20 protein-coding genes are annotated in these 21,631 nt (G+C 76.0%); 12 read left to right on the top strand and 8 right to left on the bottom strand.

The annotated features are described in order from the left end of the window. From Q0848_RS03570 to Q0848_RS03560, 3 genes are all read left to right on the top strand, one after another. Positions 1 to 225 carry a DUF3046 domain-containing protein gene (locus tag Q0848_RS03570; RefSeq protein ID WP_299034902.1) on the top strand — a complete coding sequence of 75 codons (225 nt, stop codon included), beginning with the start codon at positions 1 to 3 and terminating at the stop codon, positions 223 to 225. Positions 226 to 443: 218 nt separating this feature from the next. Continuing rightward, positions 444 to 1,493: a recombinase RecA gene (gene recA, locus Q0848_RS03565; RefSeq protein WP_299034899.1), complete on the top strand. Its 1,050-nt coding sequence runs from the start codon at positions 444 to 446 to the stop codon at positions 1,491 to 1,493. A gap of 146 nt (positions 1,494 to 1,639) precedes the next feature. Continuing rightward, a complete protein-coding gene (locus Q0848_RS03560; RefSeq protein WP_299034896.1) occupies positions 1,640 to 2,116 on the top strand; it encodes a regulatory protein RecX in 477 nt (158 codons plus the stop codon). 84 nt (positions 2,117 to 2,200) lie between these two features. Here Q0848_RS03560 and Q0848_RS03555 read toward each other — a convergent pair whose 3' ends face one another. From Q0848_RS03555 to Q0848_RS03540, 4 genes are all read right to left on the bottom strand, one after another. After that, positions 2,201 to 3,076, bottom strand: a complete 876-nt coding sequence (locus tag Q0848_RS03555; RefSeq protein ID WP_299034893.1) for an amino acid ABC transporter permease — start codon at positions 3,074 to 3,076, stop codon at positions 2,201 to 2,203. Then, complete coding sequence (locus tag Q0848_RS03550; RefSeq protein WP_299034890.1) at positions 3,073 to 3,726, bottom strand: amino acid ABC transporter permease; 654 nt, start codon at positions 3,724 to 3,726, stop codon at positions 3,073 to 3,075. The genes Q0848_RS03555 and Q0848_RS03550 overlap by 4 nt, the downstream gene beginning before the upstream one ends. A 117-nt stretch (positions 3,727 to 3,843) precedes the next feature. Next, on the bottom strand, positions 3,844 to 4,746 hold the full coding sequence (locus Q0848_RS03545; RefSeq protein ID WP_299034887.1) for a glutamate ABC transporter substrate-binding protein: 903 nt from the start codon (positions 4,744 to 4,746) through the stop codon (positions 3,844 to 3,846). A gap of 68 nt (positions 4,747 to 4,814) precedes the next feature. Then, a complete protein-coding gene (locus Q0848_RS03540) occupies positions 4,815 to 5,534 on the bottom strand; it encodes an amino acid ABC transporter ATP-binding protein (RefSeq protein WP_299035791.1) in 720 nt (239 codons plus the stop codon). Between the two features lie 164 nt (positions 5,535 to 5,698). Between Q0848_RS03540 and miaB the strand changes: the two genes are divergently transcribed. Continuing rightward, on the top strand, positions 5,699 to 7,288 hold the full coding sequence (miaB, locus tag Q0848_RS03535; RefSeq protein WP_299034884.1) for a tRNA (N6-isopentenyl adenosine(37)-C2)-methylthiotransferase MiaB: 1,590 nt from the start codon (positions 5,699 to 5,701) through the stop codon (positions 7,286 to 7,288). A 46-nt stretch (positions 7,289 to 7,334) separates the two neighbouring features. Here the strand turns inward: miaB and Q0848_RS03530 are convergent, their stop codons facing one another. Further along, complete coding sequence (locus tag Q0848_RS03530; RefSeq protein ID WP_299034881.1) at positions 7,335 to 8,096, bottom strand: sulfite exporter TauE/SafE family protein; 762 nt, start codon at positions 8,094 to 8,096, stop codon at positions 7,335 to 7,337. A gap of 133 nt (positions 8,097 to 8,229) precedes the next feature. On the opposite strand from Q0848_RS03530, the gene miaA reads away from it, so the two are divergent. The 3 genes from miaA to Q0848_RS03515 all read left to right on the top strand — a co-directional run bounded on the left by miaA (position 8,230) and on the right by Q0848_RS03515 (position 10,762). Then, on the top strand, positions 8,230 to 9,195 hold the full coding sequence (miaA, locus tag Q0848_RS03525) for a tRNA (adenosine(37)-N6)-dimethylallyltransferase MiaA (RefSeq protein ID WP_299034878.1): 966 nt from the start codon (positions 8,230 to 8,232) through the stop codon (positions 9,193 to 9,195). A 151-nt stretch (positions 9,196 to 9,346) separates the two neighbouring features. Further along, positions 9,347 to 10,261, top strand: a complete 915-nt coding sequence (gene dapF / locus Q0848_RS03520; RefSeq protein ID WP_366146412.1) for a diaminopimelate epimerase — start codon at positions 9,347 to 9,349, stop codon at positions 10,259 to 10,261. A gap of 321 nt (positions 10,262 to 10,582) precedes the next feature. After that, a complete protein-coding gene (locus Q0848_RS03515; protein WP_299034872.1) occupies positions 10,583 to 10,762 on the top strand; it encodes a hypothetical protein in 180 nt (59 codons plus the stop codon). A gap of 52 nt (positions 10,763 to 10,814) precedes the next feature. On the opposite strand, the gene Q0848_RS03510 is transcribed toward Q0848_RS03515, so the two are convergent. After that, positions 10,815 to 11,516, bottom strand: coding sequence for a class I SAM-dependent methyltransferase (locus tag Q0848_RS03510; RefSeq protein ID WP_299034870.1), 702 nt, complete (start codon positions 11,514 to 11,516; stop codon positions 10,815 to 10,817). Positions 11,517 to 11,658: 142 nt separating this feature from the next. Here Q0848_RS03510 and hflX point away from each other — a divergent pair, with 142 nt between their 5' ends. Both hflX and Q0848_RS03500 read left to right on the top strand, forming a co-directional pair. Continuing rightward, complete coding sequence (hflX, locus tag Q0848_RS03505) at positions 11,659 to 13,230, top strand: GTPase HflX (RefSeq protein WP_299034868.1); 1,572 nt, start codon at positions 11,659 to 11,661, stop codon at positions 13,228 to 13,230. A gap of 286 nt (positions 13,231 to 13,516) precedes the next feature. Continuing rightward, complete coding sequence (locus tag Q0848_RS03500) at positions 13,517 to 15,514, top strand: ATP-dependent DNA helicase (RefSeq protein WP_366146411.1); 1,998 nt, start codon at positions 13,517 to 13,519, stop codon at positions 15,512 to 15,514. Between the two features lie 90 nt (positions 15,515 to 15,604). Here Q0848_RS03500 and Q0848_RS03495 read toward each other — a convergent pair whose 3' ends face one another. Next, positions 15,605 to 16,195, bottom strand: coding sequence for a GNAT family N-acetyltransferase (locus Q0848_RS03495; RefSeq protein WP_299034862.1), 591 nt, complete (start codon positions 16,193 to 16,195; stop codon positions 15,605 to 15,607). A gap of 820 nt (positions 16,196 to 17,015) precedes the next feature. Here Q0848_RS03495 and Q0848_RS03490 point away from each other — a divergent pair. Continuing rightward, positions 17,016 to 17,684: a UdgX family uracil-DNA binding protein gene (locus Q0848_RS03490; protein WP_299034859.1), complete on the top strand. Its 669-nt coding sequence runs from the start codon at positions 17,016 to 17,018 to the stop codon at positions 17,682 to 17,684. Positions 17,685 to 17,907: 223 nt separating this feature from the next. Here Q0848_RS03490 and lexA read toward each other — a convergent pair whose 3' ends face one another. Next, on the bottom strand, positions 17,908 to 18,624 hold the full coding sequence (gene lexA / locus Q0848_RS03485; RefSeq protein ID WP_366146410.1) for a transcriptional repressor LexA: 717 nt from the start codon (positions 18,622 to 18,624) through the stop codon (positions 17,908 to 17,910). Between the two features lie 538 nt (positions 18,625 to 19,162). On the opposite strand from lexA, the gene Q0848_RS03480 reads away from it, so the two are divergent. Next, positions 19,163 to 19,621 carry a LysM peptidoglycan-binding domain-containing protein gene (locus Q0848_RS03480; RefSeq protein WP_299034854.1) on the top strand — a complete coding sequence of 153 codons (459 nt, stop codon included), beginning with the start codon at positions 19,163 to 19,165 and terminating at the stop codon, positions 19,619 to 19,621. Positions 19,622 to 19,807: 186 nt separating this feature from the next. Beyond that, the gene (locus tag Q0848_RS03475) at positions 19,808 to 21,310 is read left to right on the top strand and encodes an NCS2 family permease (RefSeq protein WP_299034852.1); all 1,503 of its coding nucleotides are present in this window, start codon (positions 19,808 to 19,810) and stop codon (positions 21,308 to 21,310) included. Positions 21,311 to 21,631: the final 321 nt, after the last annotated feature.

Genomic DNA, 21,631 nt, shown 5'->3' with positions numbered 1-21,631 from the left:
GTGCGGTTGAGCGAGTTCTGGCGGCTGATGGCGGACGAGCTGGGCGCCGCCTACGCGCGGTCGGTCGCCTCCACCCAGGTCATCGGGGCGCTGGACGGACGGACCCCCGACCAGGCCCTCGAGGCCGGGACCCCGCCGCGCGAGGTCTGGGCCGCCGTGTGCGACGCCATGGACGTGCCGCCCGAGCGCAGGCTCGGGCGCGACGAGCCGGCTCGTCGCCCCTGACGAGCGCGGCGCTCCTCCTCGCCCGGCGACGCGCCGGGCGAGGACCACCTCATCGAACGCCTGTTCGCCTACGCTGTGCGCACAGGACGGCCCCACCGGTCGTCCGTCCACAGCTCACGGGCGCAGGAGGCCCGCTGTCGGTGGGTGCTCCTAGCGTCGCCCCGACGGATGAGAAGCCACCCCGGCCACCGGCCGGCGCAGACCCTGAGGTGAAGAACATGGCCGGAACGGCAACGGCAGACCGCGGCAAGGCGCTCGAGACGGCGCTGGCGCAGATCGACCGCCAGTTCGGCAAGGGCTCGGTCATGCGGCTCGGGGACGAGGTCCGCGCGCCCATCGCCACCATCCCCACGGGCTCCATCGCCCTCGACGTCGCCCTCGGCATCGGGGGGCTGCCCCGCGGCCGCGTCGTGGAGATCTACGGCCCGGAGTCCAGCGGCAAGACGACCGTGGCGCTGCACGCCGTCGCGAACGCGCAGAAGGCCGGCGGCATCGCGGCGTTCATCGACGCCGAGCACGCGCTCGACCCGGACTACGCCCAGAAGCTCGGCGTCGACACCGACGCGCTGCTGGTCAGCCAGCCCGACACGGGGGAGCAGGCGCTCGAGATCGCCGACATGCTCATCCGGTCCGGCGCCCTCGACATCATCGTCATCGACTCGGTGGCGGCCCTGGTGCCCCGCGCGGAGATCGAGGGCGAGATGGGCGACAGCCACGTCGGCCTGCAGGCCCGCCTGATGTCCCAGGCGCTCCGGAAGATCACGGGGGCGCTCAGCACCTCGGGCACCACCGCCATCTTCATCAACCAGCTGCGCGAGAAGATCGGCGTGATGTTCGGCTCGCCCGAGACCACGACCGGCGGCAAGGCGCTGAAGTTCTACTCCTCGGTGCGCCTGGACGTGCGCCGGATCGAGACGCTGAAGGACGGCACCGAGCCGGTCGGCAACCGCACCCGGGTCAAGGTCGTCAAGAACAAGGTGAGCCCGCCGTTCAAGCAGGCGGAGTTCGACATCCTCTACGGGCTGGGCATCTCCCGGGAGGGCGGCCTCATCGACATGGGGGTCGAGCAGGGCTTCGTCCGGAAGTCGGGCGCCTGGTACACGTACGACGGCGACCAGCTGGGGCAGGGCAAGGAGAACGCGCGCGCCTTCATGCGCGACAACCCCGACCTCGCCGACGAGCTCGAGAAGAAGATCAAGGAGAAGCTCGGCGTCGGGCCCCGCGTGGACGCCCCGGCCGAGCCGGTGGAGGCCGAGGTCGCGTTCTGAGCGGCCAGGAGCCCCCCGAGGGCGGCGCCGGCCGGAGGTCCTCCGGCCGGCGCGCGCGGGGCCAGCGAGGCGCCCACGGCGGCGCTGCCCCCGGAGCAGCCGCGGAGCCGCCGCCCTCCCAGGCCGGTGATCCCGACGCGGACCCGGTGGCCGTCGCGCGGAACATCGCGCTGCGGCAGTTGACCATGGCGCCGCGCAGCCGTGCCGAGCTCGCGACGAAGATGGCGGCCAAGGGCGTCGAGGACGCCGTCGCAGAGCAGGTGCTCGACCGCCTCACCGAGGTCGGGCTCGTCGACGACGTCGCCTACGCCGGGATGCTCGTCCGCTCCCAGCAGGAGGGCCGGGGTCTCGCCCGACGCGCGCTGCTCCACGAGCTGCGGCAGAAGGGCGTGGACGACGACGTCGCCCGCGACGCCCTCGAGGACGTCAGCGACGAGGACGAGCGGGAGAGCGCGGAGCGCGTCGTCGCCCGCAAGCTGCGGGCCACGCGCGGCCTCGACCGCGCGGTGCGCGAGCGCCGCCTCGTCGGCGTCCTGGCGCGCAAGGGCTACCCGGGTGGCGTCGCCTTCGCGGTGGTGCGTGCGGCACTGGAGGCCGAGGAGGGGCAGGGCGCCGGAGGCTGACCGCGCCGAGGGCGGACGAAGGGTCTCTGTCGGCCTCCGGGGATCTCCGCCGCCGTGGGACGGCGGGGCCTCGGTCCTCGTCGGTCAGGCGCGGACGGCCTGCTCGGCTTCCTCCACCTCAGGTGATGTCGACCGGCTGCGGCTGAGGCGACGCTCGAGGACCACGGCCAGCCGTCCGATCACGAGGTTGATGGCGATGTAGATCACGGCGACCACGAGGAGCGTCTGCAGGCCGTTGTTGAGCACGGTGCGCAGCTGCAGCCCCTGCCGTGCGAGGTCGTCGAGCCCGGTCAGGACCACCGCTCCCAGGGCGGTGTCCTTGAGGATGACGACGAGCTGGCTGATGAGCGCCGGCAGCATCGAGCGGAAGGCCTGGGGCAGCTGGATGCCGCGCATGACCTGACCTCGCGTGAGGCCGACAGCGCTGCCGGCCTCCACCTGCCCGCGCGGCACGGCCAGGACGCCGGCGCGCAAGATCTCGCTGATGATCACGCAGTTGTAGAGCGTCAGCCCGATGACGAGGGCCCACTGCGGCCCGGAGTCCCAGCCCACGGCGGGCAGGGCCACGGAGACCAGCAGGATCGTCACGACGACGGGCAGGCCCCGGAGCAGCTCGACGACGCCGATGAGCGGGATGCGTCCGGCCGTCGGCAGGCTGAGGCGCGCGACGGCGATGACGACGCCGATCACGAGGGAGAGCACCATGGCGGCCGCGCCGAGGACGACGGTCCAGGCGGCTCCGCGCCCGAGCCGCTGCCAGACCAGGGGGAACTCCTCCGTCCTGGGGTCCAGCAACGGGGCCCACAGGGCGGCGTCGAACTGCCCGCGCTCGTGGAGGCGGAGGACGGCGGCGACCACGACGGCTGCGATGAGGACGGCGGCGACGCCGGTCGCCACCCGGACGCGGCGACGCCCCCGGGGGCCGAGCTCGTCGAAGAGGACGGGCGTGGGGGCGCTCACCGCGACACCGCCATCCGGCGCTCGACGACCATGAGGATCGCGCCCGCGGTCAGGGTCATGACGAGGAAGCCGACCGCCGTCCCGGCGATGGAGGGCAGCCGCTCGTAGCCCAAGGCGCTCGCCATGCGGCGGTAGGCGCTGAAGAGGTCGCCCGACACCCCGATGGCGCCGACGACCGCGCTGTTCTTGATCATGGCGATGATGACGCTCCCGGTCGGCGGTACCACGGTCCGCAGCGCCTGCGGGAGGACGACGAGGGAGAGGTTCTGCCGGAAGGTCAGCCCGAGAGCTCGCGCCGCCTCCGCCTGCCCCGCGTCCACGGCGTTGACGCCGCTGCGCACGCTCTCGCACACGAAGGCCGCCGTGTACACCACGAGGCCGACGGTCCCGAGCGCGAAGAAGTCCCAGGTCACGCCGAAGGCCGCGGGCACCCCGAACGCGAAGAAGAACAGCACGATCGTCAGGGGCGTGTTGCGGATGGTCGCGACGTAGAGGGCCCCGAGCCGCTGGAGCACCGGGACGGGCGAGACCCGGAAGGCCGCCAGCAGGATCCCCAGCGCGAGCGAGCCGGCAGCGGCCCACAGGACGATCTCCAGGGACCGCCAGAACCCCGAGACGTACAGGTCGAGGTTGTCGAGCACGGGCTCCACGCCCACCTCCGAGGTCGTTGTCCAGGCACAGCAGCGGGGCGGACGAGGACGGGATCCCCGTCCGCCCCGAGGACGGCTCCGCCGTCGCGGGCCCTCAGGCCGTCAGGCGGTCGTCCGTCACACGCACTCGTCGGGCTCGGGCAGGTCGGGGACCTCGGTGCCCTCGAACTGGCCCGCCGTCGCCGTCCAGGCCTCCTCGTAGTACCCGGAGTCCGCAGCCTCCTGGAGCGCCTCGTTGACGAACTCGCAGAACTCGACGTCGCCCTTCTCGATCCCGATGCCGTACGGCTCCTCGGTGAACTGCTCGCCGACGAGCTTGTAGGCGCCCTCGGAGCCCGCGACGAAGCCCGTGAGGATGACGTTGTCCGTGGTGACGGCCTGCACCTGCCCGTTGTCGAGCGCGGAGATGCAGTCGTCGTAGATGCCGAACTCGACGAGCTGGCCGGGGCTCGCCAGGTACTCGCGGATGTTCTCCGCGGGGGTCGAGCCGGTGACCGAGCACACGACCTGGTCGGGGTTGTCCGCCAGGTCCTCGGGGCCGGCGATGACGTCGTTGTCCGAGGCCACGAGGATCTGCTGGCCGGCCACGTAGTAGGGCCCGGCGAAGGTGATGCGCTCGCGGCGCTCGTCGTTGATCGTGTACGTCGCCACGACCATCTCGACGTCGCCGTTCTCGAGGAGCTCCTCGCGCTGCGCGCTGGGGGCCTCCGTCCAGGTGATGTCCTCGGGGGCGATGCCCATCTGGCCGGCGATGTACTCGGCGATGCGGACGTCGAAGCCGTCCGGCGTCTCGTCGAGGCCCTGGAGGCCGAAGCCCGGCTGGTCGAACTTCGTCCCGATGGTCATGGACCCGGCCTCGGCGATCTCGGCCATGGTCGTGCCCTCGGCGAACTCCGGGGCCTCCGCCACGGTGGGCTCGGTCTCCGAGCCGCCGGAGCCGGAGTCGTCGCCGCCGCAGCCGGCGAGGACGAGGGCGCCGGTCGCGAGGCCGGCGGCGAGGGTCAGGGATCGGGTGCGCACGGGGGGTCTCCTCCGGTCGGTGGCCGGCCCCGCTGGTCGCGGGTCCCGGGACGTGCTGGTGGGGCTGGTCAGTGGGTGAAGATCTTCGAGAGGAAGTCCTGGGCCCGCGGCGACCTCGGCGCGGTGAAGAACGTCTCGGGGTCGGCCTGCTCCACGAGCTCGCCGTCGGCCATGAACACGACCCGGTCGGCGGCCTTGCGGGCGAACCCCATCTCGTGGGTCACGACGACCATCGTCATGCCGCTCGTCGCCAGGTCGGTCATGACGTCGAGGACCTCGCTGATCATCTCCGGGTCGAGGGCCGACGTCGGCTCGTCGAAGAGGATGACCTTCGGCTCCATGGCCAGGGCCCGCGCGATGGCGACGCGCTGCTGCTGGCCCCCGGACAGCTGCGCCGGGTACTTGTCGGCCTGGTGGCCGACGCCGACCCGCTCCAGCAGCTCGCGCCCGCGCCGGTCCGCGTCCGCCTTCTTGACCCCGCGCACCTTCGTCGGGCCCAGGGTGACGTTCTCGAGGACCGTCTTGTGCGCGAAGAGGTTGAACGACTGGAAGACCATGCCGACGTCGGAACGCAGCCGGGCGAGCTCCTTGCCCTCGGCGGGCAGCTCGGCGCCGTCGATGGTGATCGACCCGCCGTCGATGCTCTCGAGGCGGTTGATCGTGCGGCACAGCGTCGACTTGCCGGACCCGGAGGGGCCGATCACGACGAGCACCTCGCCGCGGCCGACGACGAGGTCGACGCCCTTCAGCACGTGCAGGTCGCCGAAGTGCTTGTCGACGCCGGACATGACGACGAGAGGCTCGCGGCTGGTGGGCGTCCGGCCGGTCGCCCCGCCCTCGGGAGTGGTCACGCGGCGCAACATAACCGCGCCGCCGCGGCCGCAGGGCAGCGGCGCGCGAGGCGGAGGCGTCGTGACGGCATCGTGACGAGCCGCCGTACCCTGGTGCCGCCATGACTGCCACCGCTGACGCCCCCACCGCCGCCCCCGCCGCGTCGGAGGCCACGACCGCCCCCGCGGGCCGCACGTACGCGGTGCGCACCTTCGGCTGCCAGATGAACGTCCACGACTCCGAGCGCCTGGCCGGCTCGCTCGAGGCGGCCGGCTACGCGCCGCTGCCGGCGGGGGAGCGCCCCGAGGCGGCGGACGTCGTGGTGTTCAACACGTGCGCGGTGCGCGAGAACGCGGACAACAAGCTCTACGGCAACCTCGGCCAGCTCGCGCCGGTCAAGGCCTCGCGCCCGGGCATGCAGATCGCCGTCGGCGGGTGCCTGGCGCAGAAGGACCGCTCGACGATCGTCGCCAAGGCCCCCTGGGTGGACGTCGTCTTCGGCACCCACAACATCGGGTCGCTGCCGGCGCTGCTCGAGCGCGCCGCGCACAACCGCCGCGCCGAGGTCGAGATCCTCGAGTCGCTCGAGGTCTTCCCCTCCACGCTGCCGACCAAGCGGGACTCCGCGGCCTCGGGGTGGGTGTCCATCAGCGTCGGCTGCACCAACACGTGCACCTTCTGCATCGTCCCCGCGCTGCGCGGCACCGAGAAGGACCGCCGCCCCGGGGACGTCCTCGCCGAGGTGCAGGCGCTCGTGGACGACGGCGCCGTCGAGGTCACGCTGCTGGGCCAGAACGTCAACACCTACGGCATCGAGCTGGGGGACCGCGGCGCCTTCGCCAAGCTGCTGCGCGCCTGCGGGGACGTCGAGGGCCTCGAGCGCGTGCGCTTCACGAGCCCGCACCCGGCGTCCTTCACCGACGACGTCATCGCCGCGATGGCCGAGACGCCGAACGTGATGCCGCAGCTGCACATGCCGCTGCAGGCGGGCTCGGACCGCGTGCTGCGCGCGATGCGCCGCTCCTACCGCAGCAGCCGCTTCCTGGGGATCCTCGACCGCGTGCGCGCCGCGATGCCGGACGCGGCCATCTCCACCGACCTCATCGTCGGCTTCCCGGGGGAGACGGAGGAGGACTTCCAGGCCACGCTCGACGTCGTCGCGGCGTCCCGCTTCGCCCAGGCCTTCACGTTCCAGTACTCCCCGCGCCCGGGCACGCCCGCCGCGACGATGGAGGACCAGGTGCCCAAGGCCGTGGTCCAGGAGCGCTTCGAGCGCCTCGTCGCGCTGCAGGAGCAGATCAGCTGGGACGAGAGCAGGACCCAGGTGGGCCGCGAGGTCGAGGTGATGGTCTCGGTCGGCGAGGGGCGCAAGGACGGCGCGACGGCGCGGATCTCGGGCCGCGCGCCCGACAACCGGCTCGTGCACGTCGCGCTGCCCGAGGGGGCCGAGGTCCCGCGACCCGGCGACATGGTGACGGCGCGCGTGACCTACGCGGCCCCGCACCACCTCGTCGCCGACCCGTCCGTGGGCGTCGGGCCGGAGCTGGCCGCCCAGGGCGCGCCCCCGGTGCACTCGCTGCGGCGCACCCGCGCCGGGGACGCCTGGGACCGGCGCCAGGCGGCCTCGTGCGGCGTGCCCGCGCCGGCCGGTGCGGCCCCGCGAGCGGCCGGGGCGCCCGTCGCCCTCGGCCTGCCCGGTCTGCGGCACTGACGCCCCGGCGCCGCTGGCGCCGTCCTGCCGCAAGCGGGACGCGCCGTCAGCCGGCGGTCACCCACAGCCGCACGGCGAGGCCGAGGCCGGCGACGCCGATGACGGCCCGAAGCAGCGTCTGCGGCAGGTGCCGGGCGACGATCGGCCCGACCCAGCCGCCGACGAGGATCCCCAGGGCGAGCGGCAGGGCCGCGAGCAGGTCGACCATCCCGAGGGCGAGGAAGAGCGCCGCCGCGACGAGGTTGCTGACCATCAGCAGGATGTTCTTCAGCGCCACCAGGCGCTGGATCGTCGTGTCGAGGACGAAGCCCAGCAGCACCGGGATGATCACGCCGGCCGCGGCGCCGAAGTAGCCGCCGTAGACCGCGACGAGGAACAGGCCGCCCAGGGCGAGCCGTGACTCGGGCGCGTCGTCGGGGGCGGCGGGGCGGCGCATCAGGGCCCGCAGGCGGGGCTGGAGCAGCATGAGCACCGACGCCCCGCCGACGAGGAACGGCACGACGCGCTCGAAGACCTCGCCCGGCGTCGTCACGAGCAGCACCGCACCCGCCAGACCGCCCACGGCGAAGACGGGCGCGAGCCGCACCAGCCGCGCCCGCTGGCCGCTGAGCTCGGGACGGGAGCTGAGCGCCGAGCCGACGCCCGAGGCGACCAGGGCCACGGTGTTCGTGACGTTGGCGGTGACCGGCGCGAGACCGGCGGCCAGCAGCGCGGGGTAGGTGACGAGCGAGGCGAGGCCGACGACCGAGCCGACGAGCCCGCCCCCGACGCCCGCGAGCACCAGCAGGGCGAACTCGAGGGGACTCATCGCCGTCGATCCAACCACCGCCCCGGCGCACCGCCCGCACCTGCGGGGATGCCGTCGGTGACCCGGGCCCGGCGGGCGACCGGCCACGGGGCGGCCCCGGTGCGCCGTCGGGTCCCTGTGGGAGGGTCCTGCGGTGAGCGCGGAGGTCCCGGGGGGCGCCCAGCCGCCGCTCGTGGCGGTCGTGGGGCCGACCGCGACGGGCAAGTCCGACCTGGGGACAGCGCTCGCGCTGGCCCTGGGGGGCGAGGTCGTCAACGCCGACGCCTCGCAGCTCTACCGCGGCATGGACGTGGGCACGGCGAAGCTGTCCGTCGCCGAGCGGCGGGGCGTCCCGCACCACCTGCTCGACGTCCTCGACCTGCGCGACGACGCGAGCGTCTTCGCCTACCAGGGCGCGGCGCGCGCGGCCGTCGCCGACGTGCGCGCCCGCGGGCTCGTGCCGGTGCTGGTCGGCGGCAGCGGCCTGTACGTGCGCGCCGTCCTGGACGCCCTGGACTTCCCCGGGACGGACCCGGTGGTGCGGGCGCGGTGGGAGGCCGAGGCCGCCCGCGTCGGCAGCGCCGCCCTGCACGCCCGTCTGGCCGCGCTCGACCCGGCGGCCGCGGCGTCCATCCCGGCGGCCAACGAGCGGCGCGTCGTGCGGGCGCTGGAGGCCGTCGAGGTGACGGGTCGTCCCTTCAGCGCCACGATGCCGCGGTACGAGCACCCGCCGGGCGTCGAGCCCGTCGTCCAGCTGGGGCTGCGCCTGCCGCGGGCCGCGCTGTACTCGCGCGTGGACCTGCGGGTGCGCCGGATGGCGGACGCCGGCCTGGTCGAGGAGGTGCGCGCGCTCGAGCAGCAGGGGCTGCGCGAGGGGCGGACGGCCTCGCGCGCGCTCGGCTACGCGCAGGTGCTCGACCACCTGGCGGGGGAGTGCTCGCTGGAGGACGCGCTGGTGGCCACGGCGGCGGCCACGCGCCGGTTCGCCCGCCGCCAGGAGAGCTGGTTCCGCCGCGACCCGCGCCTGCACTGGCTGGACGTCGACCCCGACGCGCCCGCCGGCGCCGCCGCGGCGGACCTGCTCGCCCGCGCGCTGGCGGTCGTGCACCAGCGCGCCTGACCGGAGACGGCGGGAGTCCTGCGGCCGGCTCGCCGGGTGCCCCGCGGTGCGTAGCCTCGGGCCCGTGAGCACCCCGGCGGACCCCCAGGCCACGTCCCGCAGCGCCCCGCAGCCCCCTGCGCGGGGTCCCGAGGCGCCGGGCGCAGGACGCCTGGCGGGCCTGCGCTTCACCACGGGCCACGGCACGGAGAACGACTTCGTCCTCGTCACGGACCCCGACGGCGCCCTGGCGCTCTCCGACGCCGACGTCCGCCGGCTCTGCGACCGCCGGGCCGGCGTCGGCGGCGACGGGCTGATCCGCGCTGTGCGCAGCGACGCCCTGCCCGAGGGGGCGGCGGCGCTCGCGGAGGACCCGGCGGCCACGTGGTTCATGGACTACCGCAACGCCGACGGCACCGCGGCCCAGATGTGCGGCAACGGCGTCCGCGTCCTCGTGGCGCACCTGCTGCGCGAGGGGCTCGTGGACGCGGCCGAGCTCGCCGACGGGCGCGAGCTCGCCGTGGGCACCCGCTCCGGCGTCAAGCGCGTGAGCGCCGCCCTCGACGACGAGGGCCGGCCCGGCTGGTTCGCGGTCGACATGGGCCCGTGGACGGTGCCCGGCGGGGACGCCGCGGTCGCCGACGGCTTCGACACGACCGTGGGGGTGCGCGGCCTGGACGGCGTGCCGCGGCCCGGCCTGTCGATGGACCTCGGCAACCCCCACGTCGTCGTCGCGCTGACCGGGCGCGCCGAGCTGGAGGCCGCCGACCTGGTCGAGGCGCCCGTCGTGGAGCCGGTGCCCGAGCAGGGCGCCAACGTCGAGATCGTCGTCCCCCTCGACGCGCCCGAGCCGGGCGTCGGGGCCCTGCTGATGCGCGTCTCCGAGCGCGGCGTCGGCGAGACCCGCTCCTGCGGGACGGGCGCGTGCGCCGCCGCGCTCGCCGTCCGCCTCTGGGCCGGGGCCGACTCCCCGGACGTGTGGCAGGTGGCCGTGCCCGGTGGGCGCCTGCGCGTGCGGGCGCTGCCCGGCGGGCGCGTCGAGCTGGCGGGGCCGGCGGAGCTCGTCGCCGACGGCGTCCTCGCCTGAGCAGACCCCGCCACCGCCGCACCCGCCCCGTCGGTCGCCCCCGGGACGGCGCGTCCACCCGGCGCACGCCGGCCCGTCCTGCCCCCGGTCACCCGAACGGGCGACGACCGCGGCACGTCTCCGGGGAGTGACCAGATCGTGATGACGATCTGCCACGGAACGTCACCCAGAGGTGCTGAGGTGTCTCCAGGCGCAGGGCGTCGCCGCACCGGGGGGGCCGGTGCGAGCAGCAGAGGGGGCGTGGTCGGCGTGGTGCAGGAGAGGTCTCGCGCGGTCGGGGTCGCGGGAGGCGGGCCGGTCCTGGCGCCGCCGGCTCCGCCGGTGGGACGCCGCGTCGTCGCTCCCGGGCGCAGCACCCAGGTGGTCCGTCGCGAGCTCGTGCGGACCGTCACTGCGGAGGTCCCGGCACCGCGCGACGGCAGCGACCGGGCTGCTCGCCGCGACGCCCTGCTGCACGCGCTGGAGCTCTCGCGCCGGCGGCGCCGCGTCGTCGGGCGCTGACGACGCGGCCACCTCTCCGCAGGGCTCGGGCCCCGGCCGACGGGGGAGCCGGTCAGCCGACGGGCGCGCCGTCCGTCGCCGCGCCGGGGAGCCGGTGGGAGCGCAGCACGCGGAAGCCCTTGGCGCTGCCCGCGCGGGACGTGGTCACGACCGAGCCGAGGTGGGCGGACATCCACGCCTGGAGTGAGTCGGCGCCGAGGTTGCGCTGGACGACCAGGTGGGCGTCGGCGCCCGGCGCGAGGCGGGGCAGCCAGGTCGACAGCAGCTCGTGGAGCGCGTCCTTGCCCACGCGGATCGGCGGGTTCGACCACAGCGCCGCGAGGACGACGTCGTCGGGGACGTCCTCGGGCAGGACCGCCCGCACCCCCGGGAGCCCGAGGCGCTCGGCGTTGCGGCGGGTCAGGTCCAGGGCCCGGGCGCTGACGTCCACCGCCCAGACCACGGCGTCCGGCGCCTCGGTCGCCATCGCCAGGGACAGGGCGCCCCAGCCGCAGCCCAGGTCCAGCAGGTCCCCCGAGGCGGGCGGGGTGGGCGCCTCCCGCAGCAGGACGCGGGTGCCGAGGTCGAGGCGACCGGCGCTGAAGACCCCCGGCGCGGTCTCGACCTCCACCTCGCGACCGCGCAGGCGGACCTCGCGCAGCTCCCGCTCGTCCTCGCCGGCGGGCCGGCTCGCCAGCCGGCCGGTGAAGTAGTGCTGGGCCGACTCCGCCGGGGTCGGCTCCTGGTCGTCCGGGTCCTGCTGGGCGCCGCTCACCCGCCGGACGCTACCCGGCGGGCGCGCCTGCGCCCGTACCGCGCGGAATCCCCTCGTCGGCGCCGCCGTTGACTGCGACAGTGGCCCTCGTGCCGCTCCGGCCCGGTGTCCTCCGAGCCGCCCGACCCCTCCGCAGGAGACCATGACCCCCACCACGTCGACCACGCCCGCCCGACCCGCCACCGACACCGACGTCCGCAGCGAGGCCGCCGTCGAGCGCGAGCGCGAGCTCCCGCCGGCGGTCGAGGGCGGCGCCGAGGGGTCGCCGACCTCCCGCGCCGACGCCGTCACGCGGATCCTCTCGCGCCACGGCTCGTCCTCGGCGCCGACCGAGTCGACCTTCGACGGCGACCAGCTGGACCTCGCCGAGCGCCAGGCCCTGCGCCGCGTCGGCGGGCTCGGCAGCCACTCCTCCGAGCTCCAGGACGTCACCGAGGTCGAGTACCGGCAGCTGCGCCTCGAGCGCGTCGTCCTCGCCGGCCTGTGGACGTCGGCCAGCGCGGAGGAGGCCGAGGCCTCCTTGCGCGAGCTGGCGGCGCTGGCCGAGACCGCTGGCTCGGCCGTCCTCGACGGCGTCCTGCAGCGTCGCCCGACGCCCGACCCCGCGACCTTCCTGGGCTCGGGCAAGGCGGGCGAGCTCAAGGGCATCGTCGCGGCGACCGAGGCCGACACCGTCATCTGCGACGGCGAGCTCTCCCCGTCCCAGCGGCGCGGGCTCGAGGACATCGTCGGGGTCAAGGTCATCGACCGGACCGCGCTGATCCTCGACATCTTCGCCCAGCACGCGAAGTCCAAGGAGGGCAAGGCCCAGGTCGAGCTGGCGCAGCTGGAGTACCTGCTGCCGCGCCTGCGCGGCTGGGGCGAGTCGATGTCCCGCCAGGCGGGTGGCCGCGTGGCCGCCGGTGCCGGCATCGGCTCCCGCGGCCCCGGTGAGACGAAGATCGAGCTGGACCGCCGGCGCATCCGCACCCGGATGGCCCGCCTGCGCCGCCAGATCCGCGAGATGGCGCCCGCGCGGGAGACCAAGCGCTCGCGGCGCCTGGCCGGCGGCGTGCCGTCGGTCGCCATCGCCGGGTACACCAACGCCGGCAAGTCCAGCCTGCTGAACCGGCTCACCGGTGCCGGGGTGCTCGTCGAGGACGCGCTGTTCGCCACCCTGGACCCGGCCGTGCGCCGGGCGCAGACCCCGGACGGGCGCGACTACGTCCTCGCCGACACGGTCGGGTTCGTCCGGCACCTGCCCACCCAGCTCGTCGAGGCCTTCCGCTCGACGCTGGAGGAGGTCGGGGGCGCCGACCTCGTGCTCCACGTCGTCGACGCCTCCGACGTCGACCCCGAGGGGCAGATCGCCGCGGTGCGGACGGTGCTCGCGGACGTGGACGCGCTCGACGTGCCCGAGCTCGTCGTGCTCAACAAGTGCGACGCGGCGACGCCCGAGGCGATCGCGCGCCTGCGCTCGCGCTTCCCGGGCGCCGTGGTGGTGTCCGCGCGCACCGGGGAGGGGCTGACCGCGCTCCTCGACGTGGTCGCCGAGCGGCTGCCCCGCCCCGACGTCGACGTCGACGTCGTCGTCCCGTACACGCGCGGAGACCTCGTCTCGAGGGTGCACAGCGCGGGCGAGGTGCTCGTCGAGGAGCACACCGGGGAGGGCACGCACCTGCGCGCCCGCGTCGGTGAGCACCTGGCGGCCGAGCTGCACGGCGCGGCCGTCTGAGGCTCACCGCACCGCGGCCCGACCGCGGCTGACGACGCCCGCTCCCCCCTGTGGAGAGCGGGCGTCGTCGCGCTCGCCGGACGCCTACCCTCGACCGGTGAGCAGCGCACCTCCGTCGGCCCCGACGTCAGCGCCCGCCGCCGCGGGGACGGGCGTCTCTCGCGGGTCGGAGGGCGCTCGCGGGTCGGAGGGCGCTCGCGGGTCGGAGGGCGCTCGCGGGTCGGAGGGCGCTCGCGGGTCGGAGGGCACGGGGCCCGCCGAGGTCGACGCGCTCCTGTCCTCGGCGGTGGCGGCGCTGGGGGGCAGCCGTCGGGAGGGCCAGCACGTGATGGCCCGCGCGGTCGACGCCGCGCTGCGCACGAAGGAGCACCTGCTCGTCCAGGCCGGCACCGGCACCGGCAAGTCCCTGGCCTACCTCGTGCCGCTGGCCCGGCGGGCGGTCGAGTCGCGTCGGCCGGTCGTCGTCTCGACGGCCACGCTGGCGCTGCAGAACCAGGTCGCGGCGCGCGACCTCCCCCGCCTGGCGGACGCCCTCGAGCCGCTGCTGGGGCGGCGCCTGACCTGGCAGGTCGTCAAGGGCCGCGGCAACCACCTGTGCGTGCACAAGCTCGACGGGGGCTTCCCCGAGGACGACGCGCTCTTCGACGCCCCCGCCCCCCTGCCCGGCCGCTCGGTGAACGCGGGAGGCGCCTCCAGCCGGCTCGGCCGCGAGGTGGTCCGGCTGCGCGAGTGGGCCACGACCACGAAGACCGGCGACCGCGACGACCTCGTGCCCGGCGTCAGCGAGACCGCCTGGCGCCAGCTGGCCGTCACGGCGCGGGAGTGCCTGGGCGCCAGCCGGTGCCCGCAGGCGGAGGACTGCTTCAGCGAGAGGGCCCGGGAGCGCGCCCGGGAGGTCGACGTCGTCGTCACCAACCACGCGCTGCTGGCCATCGACGCCTTCGAGGGGCGCTCGATCCTGCCCGAGCACGAGGTGCTGGTCGTCGACGAGGCGCACGAGCTGGCCGACCGGGTGACCTCCGTGGTCTCCGCCCAGCTGACCGCGGCGTCGGTGGCGGCGGCGGCCACCCGGGCGCGCCAGGCCGGGTCCGACACCGCGCGCCTGGACGCGGCGGGGGAGGACCTGGGGGTCGCGCTCGCCGAGGTGCCGGAGGGGCGCTTCCCCCGCGGCCTGCCCGAGCTCGTCCACCTGGCGGTCGGCTCCGTGCGCGACGCCGCCCGCGAGCTCGTCGGGCAGCTCAAGCCGCCCCCGGGGGAGCGACCGACCGAGGCGCTCGCCGGAGCCCTCGCCGTCGCCAAGGCGGCCGTGGGCGAGGTGCACGAGGTCGCCGAGCGCATGACCGCGGGCTCCGAGCACGACGTGCTCTGGCTCTCGGTCTCGGACCTGTCCTCGACGCCGTCCGCGGGGCGGCGGATGCTGCAGGTCGCACCGCTGCAGGTGGCCGGCCTGCTGCGCGAGGCGCTGTTCGCCGAGCGGACCGTCGTGCTCACCTCGGCGACCCTCACCACGGGCGGCACGTTCACGGGAGCGGCCCAGTCGGTGGGCCTGGGGAAGCCGCCCGCCGACGGGGAGGCGGCCGGGCCCGGCCCGAGCTGGGACGGCCTCGACGTCGGCAGCCCCTTCGACTACCCCCGGCAGGGGATCCTCTACCTCGCGAAGCACCTGCCCGCGCCCGGGCGCGAGGGGGCGGGCACACCCGTCGTCGACGAGGTCACCGAGCTGGTCCGGGCCGCCGGCGGCCGCACGCTCGGGCTCTTCTCCTCGCGCCGCGCTGCCGAGGCCGCCGCCGAGGTGCTCCGCGAGCGCCTCGACGTGCCGGTCCTGTGCCAGGGGGACGACGTCACGCCCACGCTGGTGCGCGAGTTCGCGGCCGACCCGAGCAGCGTCCTCGTCGGCACGCTCTCGCTGTGGCAGGGCGTCGACGTGCCGGGCCCGTCGTGCCAGCTCGTCACCATCGACCGGATCCCCTTCCCGCGCCCGGACGACCCCCTGCTCTCGGCGCGCGCCGAGGCGGTCGCTCGCGCCGGCGGCAACGGCTTCCTCGCCGTGTCCGCGCAGCACGCGGCCCTGCGGCTGGCCCAGGGCGCGGGCCGGCTCGTGCGCTCGACCGCCGACCGGGGCGTCGTGGCGGTGCTCGACCCGCGGCTGGCGACCGCGCGGTACGCGGGCTTCCTGCGGGCGAGCCTGCCGCCGCTGTGGGCGACGAGCGACAAGGAGGTCGTCCTCGGCGCGCTGCGGCGCCTGGACGCCGCCGCACGGGAGGCGGAGGACGGCGACTCCTGACCCGGGATCCTGCACCGTCCCGGCGCCAGGGCCGTGCCCTCGCGGGAGCCGGCGAGGCCTCGCGGGTCCCTGGCGGCCTCGGGCGTCCCGTCAGCGGGCGGGGCCCGGCTGCTGGGCGCGCCAGGCCCCGGCGGGCAGACGGTGGAGGACGTGTCGGCGCAGCCGGTGCCCGGGCGGCAGGTTCGGGTGGTCGAAGTCGTCGTCGGGGTCCCGGCGCATGCCGAGCCGCTCCATGACCGCGCGGGAGCGGGTGTTGGTCGCCGCGGTGAAGGACACGACCTCCTCGAGCGCCACGTCCTCGAACGCGACGCCCAGGGCCGCGCGTGCCGCCTCGGTCGCGTAGCCGCGGCCCCAGGACCAGGGCGTGAGTCTCCAGCCGATCTCGACGCACGGGGTGAAGGCGGCCTCGAACCGCGGCACCGCGAGGCCGGTGAAGCCGGCGAAGCGCCCGGCGTCCTCGCCGTCGGCGACCTCGACGGCCCACAGGCCCCACCCGTGCTCCGCGAGGTGCGCGTCAGCGCGGTCGGCCAGCGCGTCGCTGGCCGTCCGGTCCAGCGGAGCCGGGAAGTGCTCCATGGCGCGGGCGTCGGCGTTCAGCGCCGCGAAGGGCGCCCGGTCCGCGGGCGCCCACCGCCGCAGGAGCAGGCGTGAGGTGCGCAGGTCGGTCGACACGGGGGTCATCGTCCACGTCCGGCGACCCGCTCCGCGGGAGCCGGCCCCGTGCCGGCGCGGCTCCCCGCCCGTGAGCCCGGCCCGGTGCGCGCGCGGCAGCATCGCCGCGCGCACCTCGCCACCGCAGGCGCCGCCTTCGTCCCCGGCTGCTGCGACGCCGCCACCGCGGGACTGCCCAGCCGCGCCGTCCCCGCGGCGCTCGCGGCGTCGCCCGACGACCGGGTCGCCGGTCGCGCGAGCGCGCCGGGGTAGGACGCCGTCGTGGCGCGGGCACGGGCGCTGTTCGCCGACCTCGTGGGCGTCCCCGTCGGGCGCGTCGCGGTCGGGTCCCAGGGGTCGCTGACGGTCGGAGCCGGGACGGCGTCGCCGCCCCACGGAGCGCGCGTCGTCCTGCCGCGGGCCGGGCACGCACCTCGCCGGGGACGCGCGGCGCCCCGACGTCTCGCCGACCTGGCTGGCGTGGGCCGGGGCCGTGCCGGCGCCGGAGCTCTCCGAGGGTCTCGACGTGGCGGAGGTCCGCGACGACCACGACGCCGTGCTCGCCGACGCGGTGCTCGAGGGACTGGGACTCCCGCCGGCCGGGCGGGCCGCCGCCACGGTGCCCGACCCCACGGCACCGCCCTGGCGCAGCCGGGGTGACCGCCGTCGGCCACGCCGGAGCCGTGCGGCGCCCCTCCCACCTGCGGGACGACGAGGCGGACGTCGAGCGCGCCGGGCTCCCTGCGCTGAGACCGCCCGTGGGAGGGACCGCCCGTGGCAGGGACGGGGGCCGGCGCACGGCGCGGGCCGGCGACGCGCGCGAGGGCGGGGCCGGACCTAGCGTGCCGACATGCCCGCAGCCGCCCGTCCCGACCGCCCCGGCGCCGCCCAGTGGGTGCCCGACGACCCGGCGCAGCGCGACGTCGAGCACCTGCGCTCGGCCGCCCGCGAGTGCCGCGGCTGCGAGCTGTGGGAGCCGGCCACGCAGGTCGTGTTCTCCGCCGGCGCGACCACCGGGCGCATGGCGCTCGTCGGCGAGCAGCCCGGGGACCAGGAGGACCGGCGCGGCGTCCCCTTCGTCGGACCCGCGGGGCGGCTGCTGCAGGCTGCGGTGGAGGAGGCGGGCATCGCCCGCGAGGACGTCTACGTCACCAACGCCGTGAAGCACTTCCGCTTCACCCAGACGGCGCCGGGCAACCGCCGCATCCACGCCACGCCGGACGCGGGGCACGTGACCGCCTGCCGGCCGTGGCTGACCGCCGAGCTGGCGGCCGTCGACCCCGACGTGGTCGTCGTGCTCGGCGCCACCGCCGGCCGAGCGCTGCTCGGCCCGGCCTTCCGCGTGACCAAGGAGCGGGGCCGCGTCCTCGAGCGCGAGACCTCCCGGGGGCTCAAGCGCTTCGTCGCGACCGTCCACCCCTCGGCCGTCCTGCGGACGCCGGACGACCAGCGCGAGGAGGCCCGCGCCGGCCTCGTGGCAGACCTCCAGGTCGCGGCTGAGGCGCTGGGCGCCGCGTAGTCCTCGCCGATCGGGCGGCAGCTCGGGCCGGGGCTCCGGCTGGGACGGGTGGGTCGCGTGCGCCGGGGCCGCTGGCTCCGTCGACGCGCGGGGCTCACGCCCCGCGGCGCCGACGGGCCTGACGTGCCCCTGGCGCGCACGACCCCCCTGAGCGGTCGTCACCCGGTCGTCGGTGACGACCGTCGGCTCGGCGCCCGTCGCGCGATCCGGTGGAGGGACCTCCTCAGACGCTGCGGAGGACCGCCACCACGCGGCCCAGGACCACGGCCTCGTCACCCGGGATGGGCTCGTAGGCGTCGTTGCGGGGGAGGAGCCGGACGTGGCCGTCCCGGCGCTGGAAGACCTTCACCGTGGCCTCGCCGTCGATCATGGCGGCCACGACCTCGCCGTTCTCGGCGACCGGCTGCTGGCGGATGACGACCCAGTCCCCGTCGCAGATCGCGGCGTCCACCATCGAGTCGCCGGCCACCTTGAGGAGGAAGAGCTGGCCGTCGCCGACGAGCTGGCGGGGGAGGGGGAAGACGTCCTCGACGGCCTGCTCGGCCAGGATCGGCCCGCCGGCGGCGATCCGTCCGACGACGGGGACGTACGTCGCCGCGGGCCGCGCGTCGCCCGACCCCGTCTCGTCCACCCCGGCGCTGCCGACCACGTGCAGACCGGGCCCGTCGGAGGGGCCGGGGGAGACCTCCGCCGGCGTGCCCGGCACGACGACCTCGATCGCCCGGGGCCTGCGCGGGTCGCGGCGCAGGAAGCCCTTGCGCTGCAGCGTCGCCAGCTGGTGGGAGACGCTCGAGGGGCTGGTCAGGCCCACCGCCTCGCCGATCTCGCGCATGCTCGGCGGGTAGCCGCGACGGCTCACGGCCTCGCTGATGCACTCCAGGACCTTGCGCTGGCGCGGCGTCAGCCCGTCCACCGCCGGGGCGTCCGGCAGCTCGACCACCTCACCGCCGCGCTCGTCGGCCGCGTCGGCGCTCCCGCCGTCCCCGCCCGGAGCGCTCCCGCCCCGGGCCTGCGAGCGGTCCTGGTCCTCGTCGTCCCTGCGCCGCGCCACGTGGCCTCCTGAGCTCTGCGCCGGCGTGCACCCTCCTGCGCGCGCCGTGCCCGTCGAGCCTAGGGACGGACACCACCGTGATCAAACACCTGTTCGAGCGTGTCGCGGCCGTGCGGGTGACGCGTCGCGGGGGGCTGCCCGCGACCTCCAGGTCCAGGGGCGGCGGGTCGAGGAGCCCGGAGAGCGGTCGTCGTCGGTGGTCGCTGCTTGCGTGTGCACGTCGGGCAGGAGCAGGTGCTGCCGCCCGGGGAGCACGGCCGACGGCGCCGTCGACCTGGACGGCGGCCCGGCACCCTGGTAGACATCGCACAGACGTTCGATCGAAAGCACGTTCGACAGAGCGGGGCTCCTCGCCCGCCTGTCGGCCGGGCTCGTCCTCGACCCGCACGTCCGCCGGGCGCCGCCCGCGGTCACACCGGAGGTCTCCATGAGCGCACTCGTCCTGCTGCCGCCGCTGAGCGCACCGACCCGGCGTCGGCATCTCGTCCTGGTGCCCCCCGCCCGCGTGGCCGCTCCCGAGCGTCGTGCCCGCCCCGCCCGCCGGCAGAGGGCCGTGCCGGGGCCGCTGCACGTGACCCGGCGCGGTCGGCTGGCCGCCACCCTTGGTGTGTCGACGCTCCTGCTCGTCGGGGCCACGGTCTTGCTCGCCGCGGCGCTCGCCGCGCCCGCCGCGTCCGGGGCGCCCGTCACCTCCGGGGCTCCCGCGGTGGCGGTGTCCACGCAGGCCGAGGTCGTCGTCCTCCCGGGCGACACGCTGTGGTCCATCGCGGACGAGGTGGCCGTGCCCGGGGAGGACGTCCGCGACGTCGTCCTGGTCATCCAGGAGATGAACGAGATGTCGTCGGCGGCGGTCTCGGTGGGGGACTCGCTGCTCGTCCCCGCCTGAGACGTCTCCTCCTCCCGCGGGAGGTGTCGACGCCGGTGACGGGCAGCTCGGACGGCGGGGCGCGCGCCACCTGGCGGGCAGGGCGACCGAACGCGGCAGGCGTCTGCCAAGGTGAGCGCCGCCCAGCGCCAGCACCGCCGCGGGTCGCGGCTCCGCTGCGGCCCGGGCCCGTCCCGCGGAGGACGCATGAGCCGCACCGACCCGCACGCCGCGACCGACCGTGACGGAGGACCGGGGCGACCCCTCGGTCGGGTCGACCGGTACTTCGAGATCACGGCACGCGGCTCGACGGTGCCCCGCGAGGTGCGCGGTGGCCTCGTGACGTTCGTCGCGATGGCCTACATCGTCGTGCTGAACCCCCTCATCATCGGGACGGTGCCCGACTCCACCGGCACCTACCTCGGTGGGGGCGACGCGCCGAACCTGCCGGCGGTCGCGGCCGTCACCGCGCTCGTCGCCGCCGTCATGACGGCCCTCATGGGCGTCGTCGCGCGCTTCCCGCTCGGGCTGGCGGCCGGGCTCGGCCTCAACGCGTTCATCGCCTACGGGGTCGCGAGCCTGCCCGGGATGACGTGGCCGATGGCCATGGGCCTGGTGGTGCTCGAGGGGCTCGTCATCCTGGTCCTCGTCCTGACGGGCTTCCGACGCGCTGTGCTGCGCGCGGTGCCGGCCCAGCTGAAGATCGCCACCAGCGTCGGCATCGGCCTGTTCCTTACCCTCGTCGGGCTCGTCAACGCCGGCTTCGTCCGCTCCCCGGTCGGCGGGGGCACGCCCCTGGAGCTGGGCATCGGCGGCTCGCTGCGGGGCTGGCCGACGGTGGTCTTCGTCGTCGGCCTCCTCCTCACGATCGTCCTCGTGGCGCGCGGGGTGCCCGGCGCCCTGCTCGTCGGCGTGGTCGTCGCCACGGCGCTCGCCCTCGCCCTCCAGGCGGCCTTCGACATCGGGGGCCAGTCGGGCGGCGACGAGCCCAACCCCACGGGCTTCGGGCTCTCGGTGCCCCAGGTGCCCGCGCAGTGGCTGGGGCTGCCCGACCTGAGCCTCCTGGGGCAGGTGAACCCCCTGGGCGCCTTCGCGGCGGTGGGCGTCGTGACGGCCGTGCTGGTCGTCTTCACGCTCGTGGTCGCCGACTTCTTCGACACGATGGGCACGATGGTCGCCGTCGGCGCCGAGGGCGGGCTGCTCGACGAGGAGGGCAACCCGGTCGGCAGCCAGCGGATCCTGCTGGTGGACTCCCTGGCGGCGGTCGCGGGCGGCGCGGCGAGCGCCTCGAGCGCCACGAGCTTCGTCGAGTCGGCGGCGGGCGTCGGGGACGGCGCCCGCACCGGGCTGGCCAGCGTCGTGACGGGGGCTGCCTTCCTCGTCGCCGTGGTGGCGTCGCCGCTCGTCTCCCTGGTGCCCTACGAGGCCGCCAGCCCGGCGCTCGTCGTCGTCGGCTTCCTCATGATGAGCCAGGTGACGGGCATCCGGTGGGACGACATCGGCATCGCCCTGCCCGCCTTCCTCACCATCGTGCTCATGCCGTTCAGCTACTCGATCACGGTGGGCATCGGGGCCGGCTTCCTCACCTACGTGCTCCTCGCCGTCGCCCGCGGGCGGGCGCGCACCGTCCACCCGCTGCTGTGGGTGGTGGCTGCAGCCTTCGTCCTGTACTTCACCATCGGCCCCGTCCAGGACGCGCTGACCGGCTGAGGCACCCCCCGCGTCGGATCCCCGCGTGCGGACCCCCGTGCTGCAGCGCCGGGGTCCGACGCGGGTCGGCCCCGGCCCGTCGACCGCGGCTCGTCGGCACCGCTGTCGGTGGTCGGCGCCAGGCTCGGGCACGTGCTCCCTCGACCTCTCGTGCCTCGAGCTGCGACCGCGCGGCCGGCTGGTCCGGTGTGCCACGCCGACACGCCCGGTGGTTGCGTGCGCGTCCGCGTCGACATAGCGTTAACCCCAACATCTGGTGGTCGCACGGCTGTGGTTCGTCCACAGGTTGTGGGTGCCGAGGTCGACGGTCTCCCGTGCTGG

Source organism: uncultured Pseudokineococcus sp., assembly GCF_947495735.1.
In the GTDB taxonomy this organism is placed as follows: domain Bacteria; phylum Actinomycetota; class Actinomycetes; order Actinomycetales; family Quadrisphaeraceae; genus Pseudokineococcus.
Note: the sequence above shows the minus strand (reverse complement) of the source record. Positions and strands in the feature narration are given on the sequence as shown.

Excerpts from the sequence above, each read along its gene's own strand:
- hflX (WP_299034868.1), top strand. The coding sequence starts at position 11,659 with ATGACCCCCACCACGTCGACCACGCCCGCCCGACCCGCCACCGACACC.
- recA (WP_299034899.1), top strand. The coding sequence starts at position 444 with ATGGCCGGAACGGCAACGGCAGACCGCGGCAAGGCGCTCGAGACGGCG.
- Q0848_RS03495 (WP_299034862.1), bottom strand. The coding sequence starts at position 16,195 with ATGACCCCCGTGTCGACCGACCTGCGCACCTCACGCCTGCTCCTGCGG.
- Q0848_RS03480 (WP_299034854.1), top strand. The coding sequence starts at position 19,163 with ATGAGCGCACTCGTCCTGCTGCCGCCGCTGAGCGCACCGACCCGGCGT.
- miaB (WP_299034884.1), top strand. The coding sequence starts at position 5,699 with ATGACTGCCACCGCTGACGCCCCCACCGCCGCCCCCGCCGCGTCGGAG.
- Q0848_RS03530 (WP_299034881.1), bottom strand. The coding sequence starts at position 8,096 with ATGAGTCCCCTCGAGTTCGCCCTGCTGGTGCTCGCGGGCGTCGGGGGC.
- Q0848_RS03475 (WP_299034852.1), top strand. The coding sequence starts at position 19,808 with ATGAGCCGCACCGACCCGCACGCCGCGACCGACCGTGACGGAGGACCG.
- Q0848_RS03540 (WP_299035791.1), bottom strand. The coding sequence starts at position 5,534 with ATGTCCGGCGTCGACAAGCACTTCGGCGACCTGCACGTGCTGAAGGGC.
- Q0848_RS03490 (WP_299034859.1), top strand. The coding sequence starts at position 17,016 with ATGCCCGCAGCCGCCCGTCCCGACCGCCCCGGCGCCGCCCAGTGGGTG.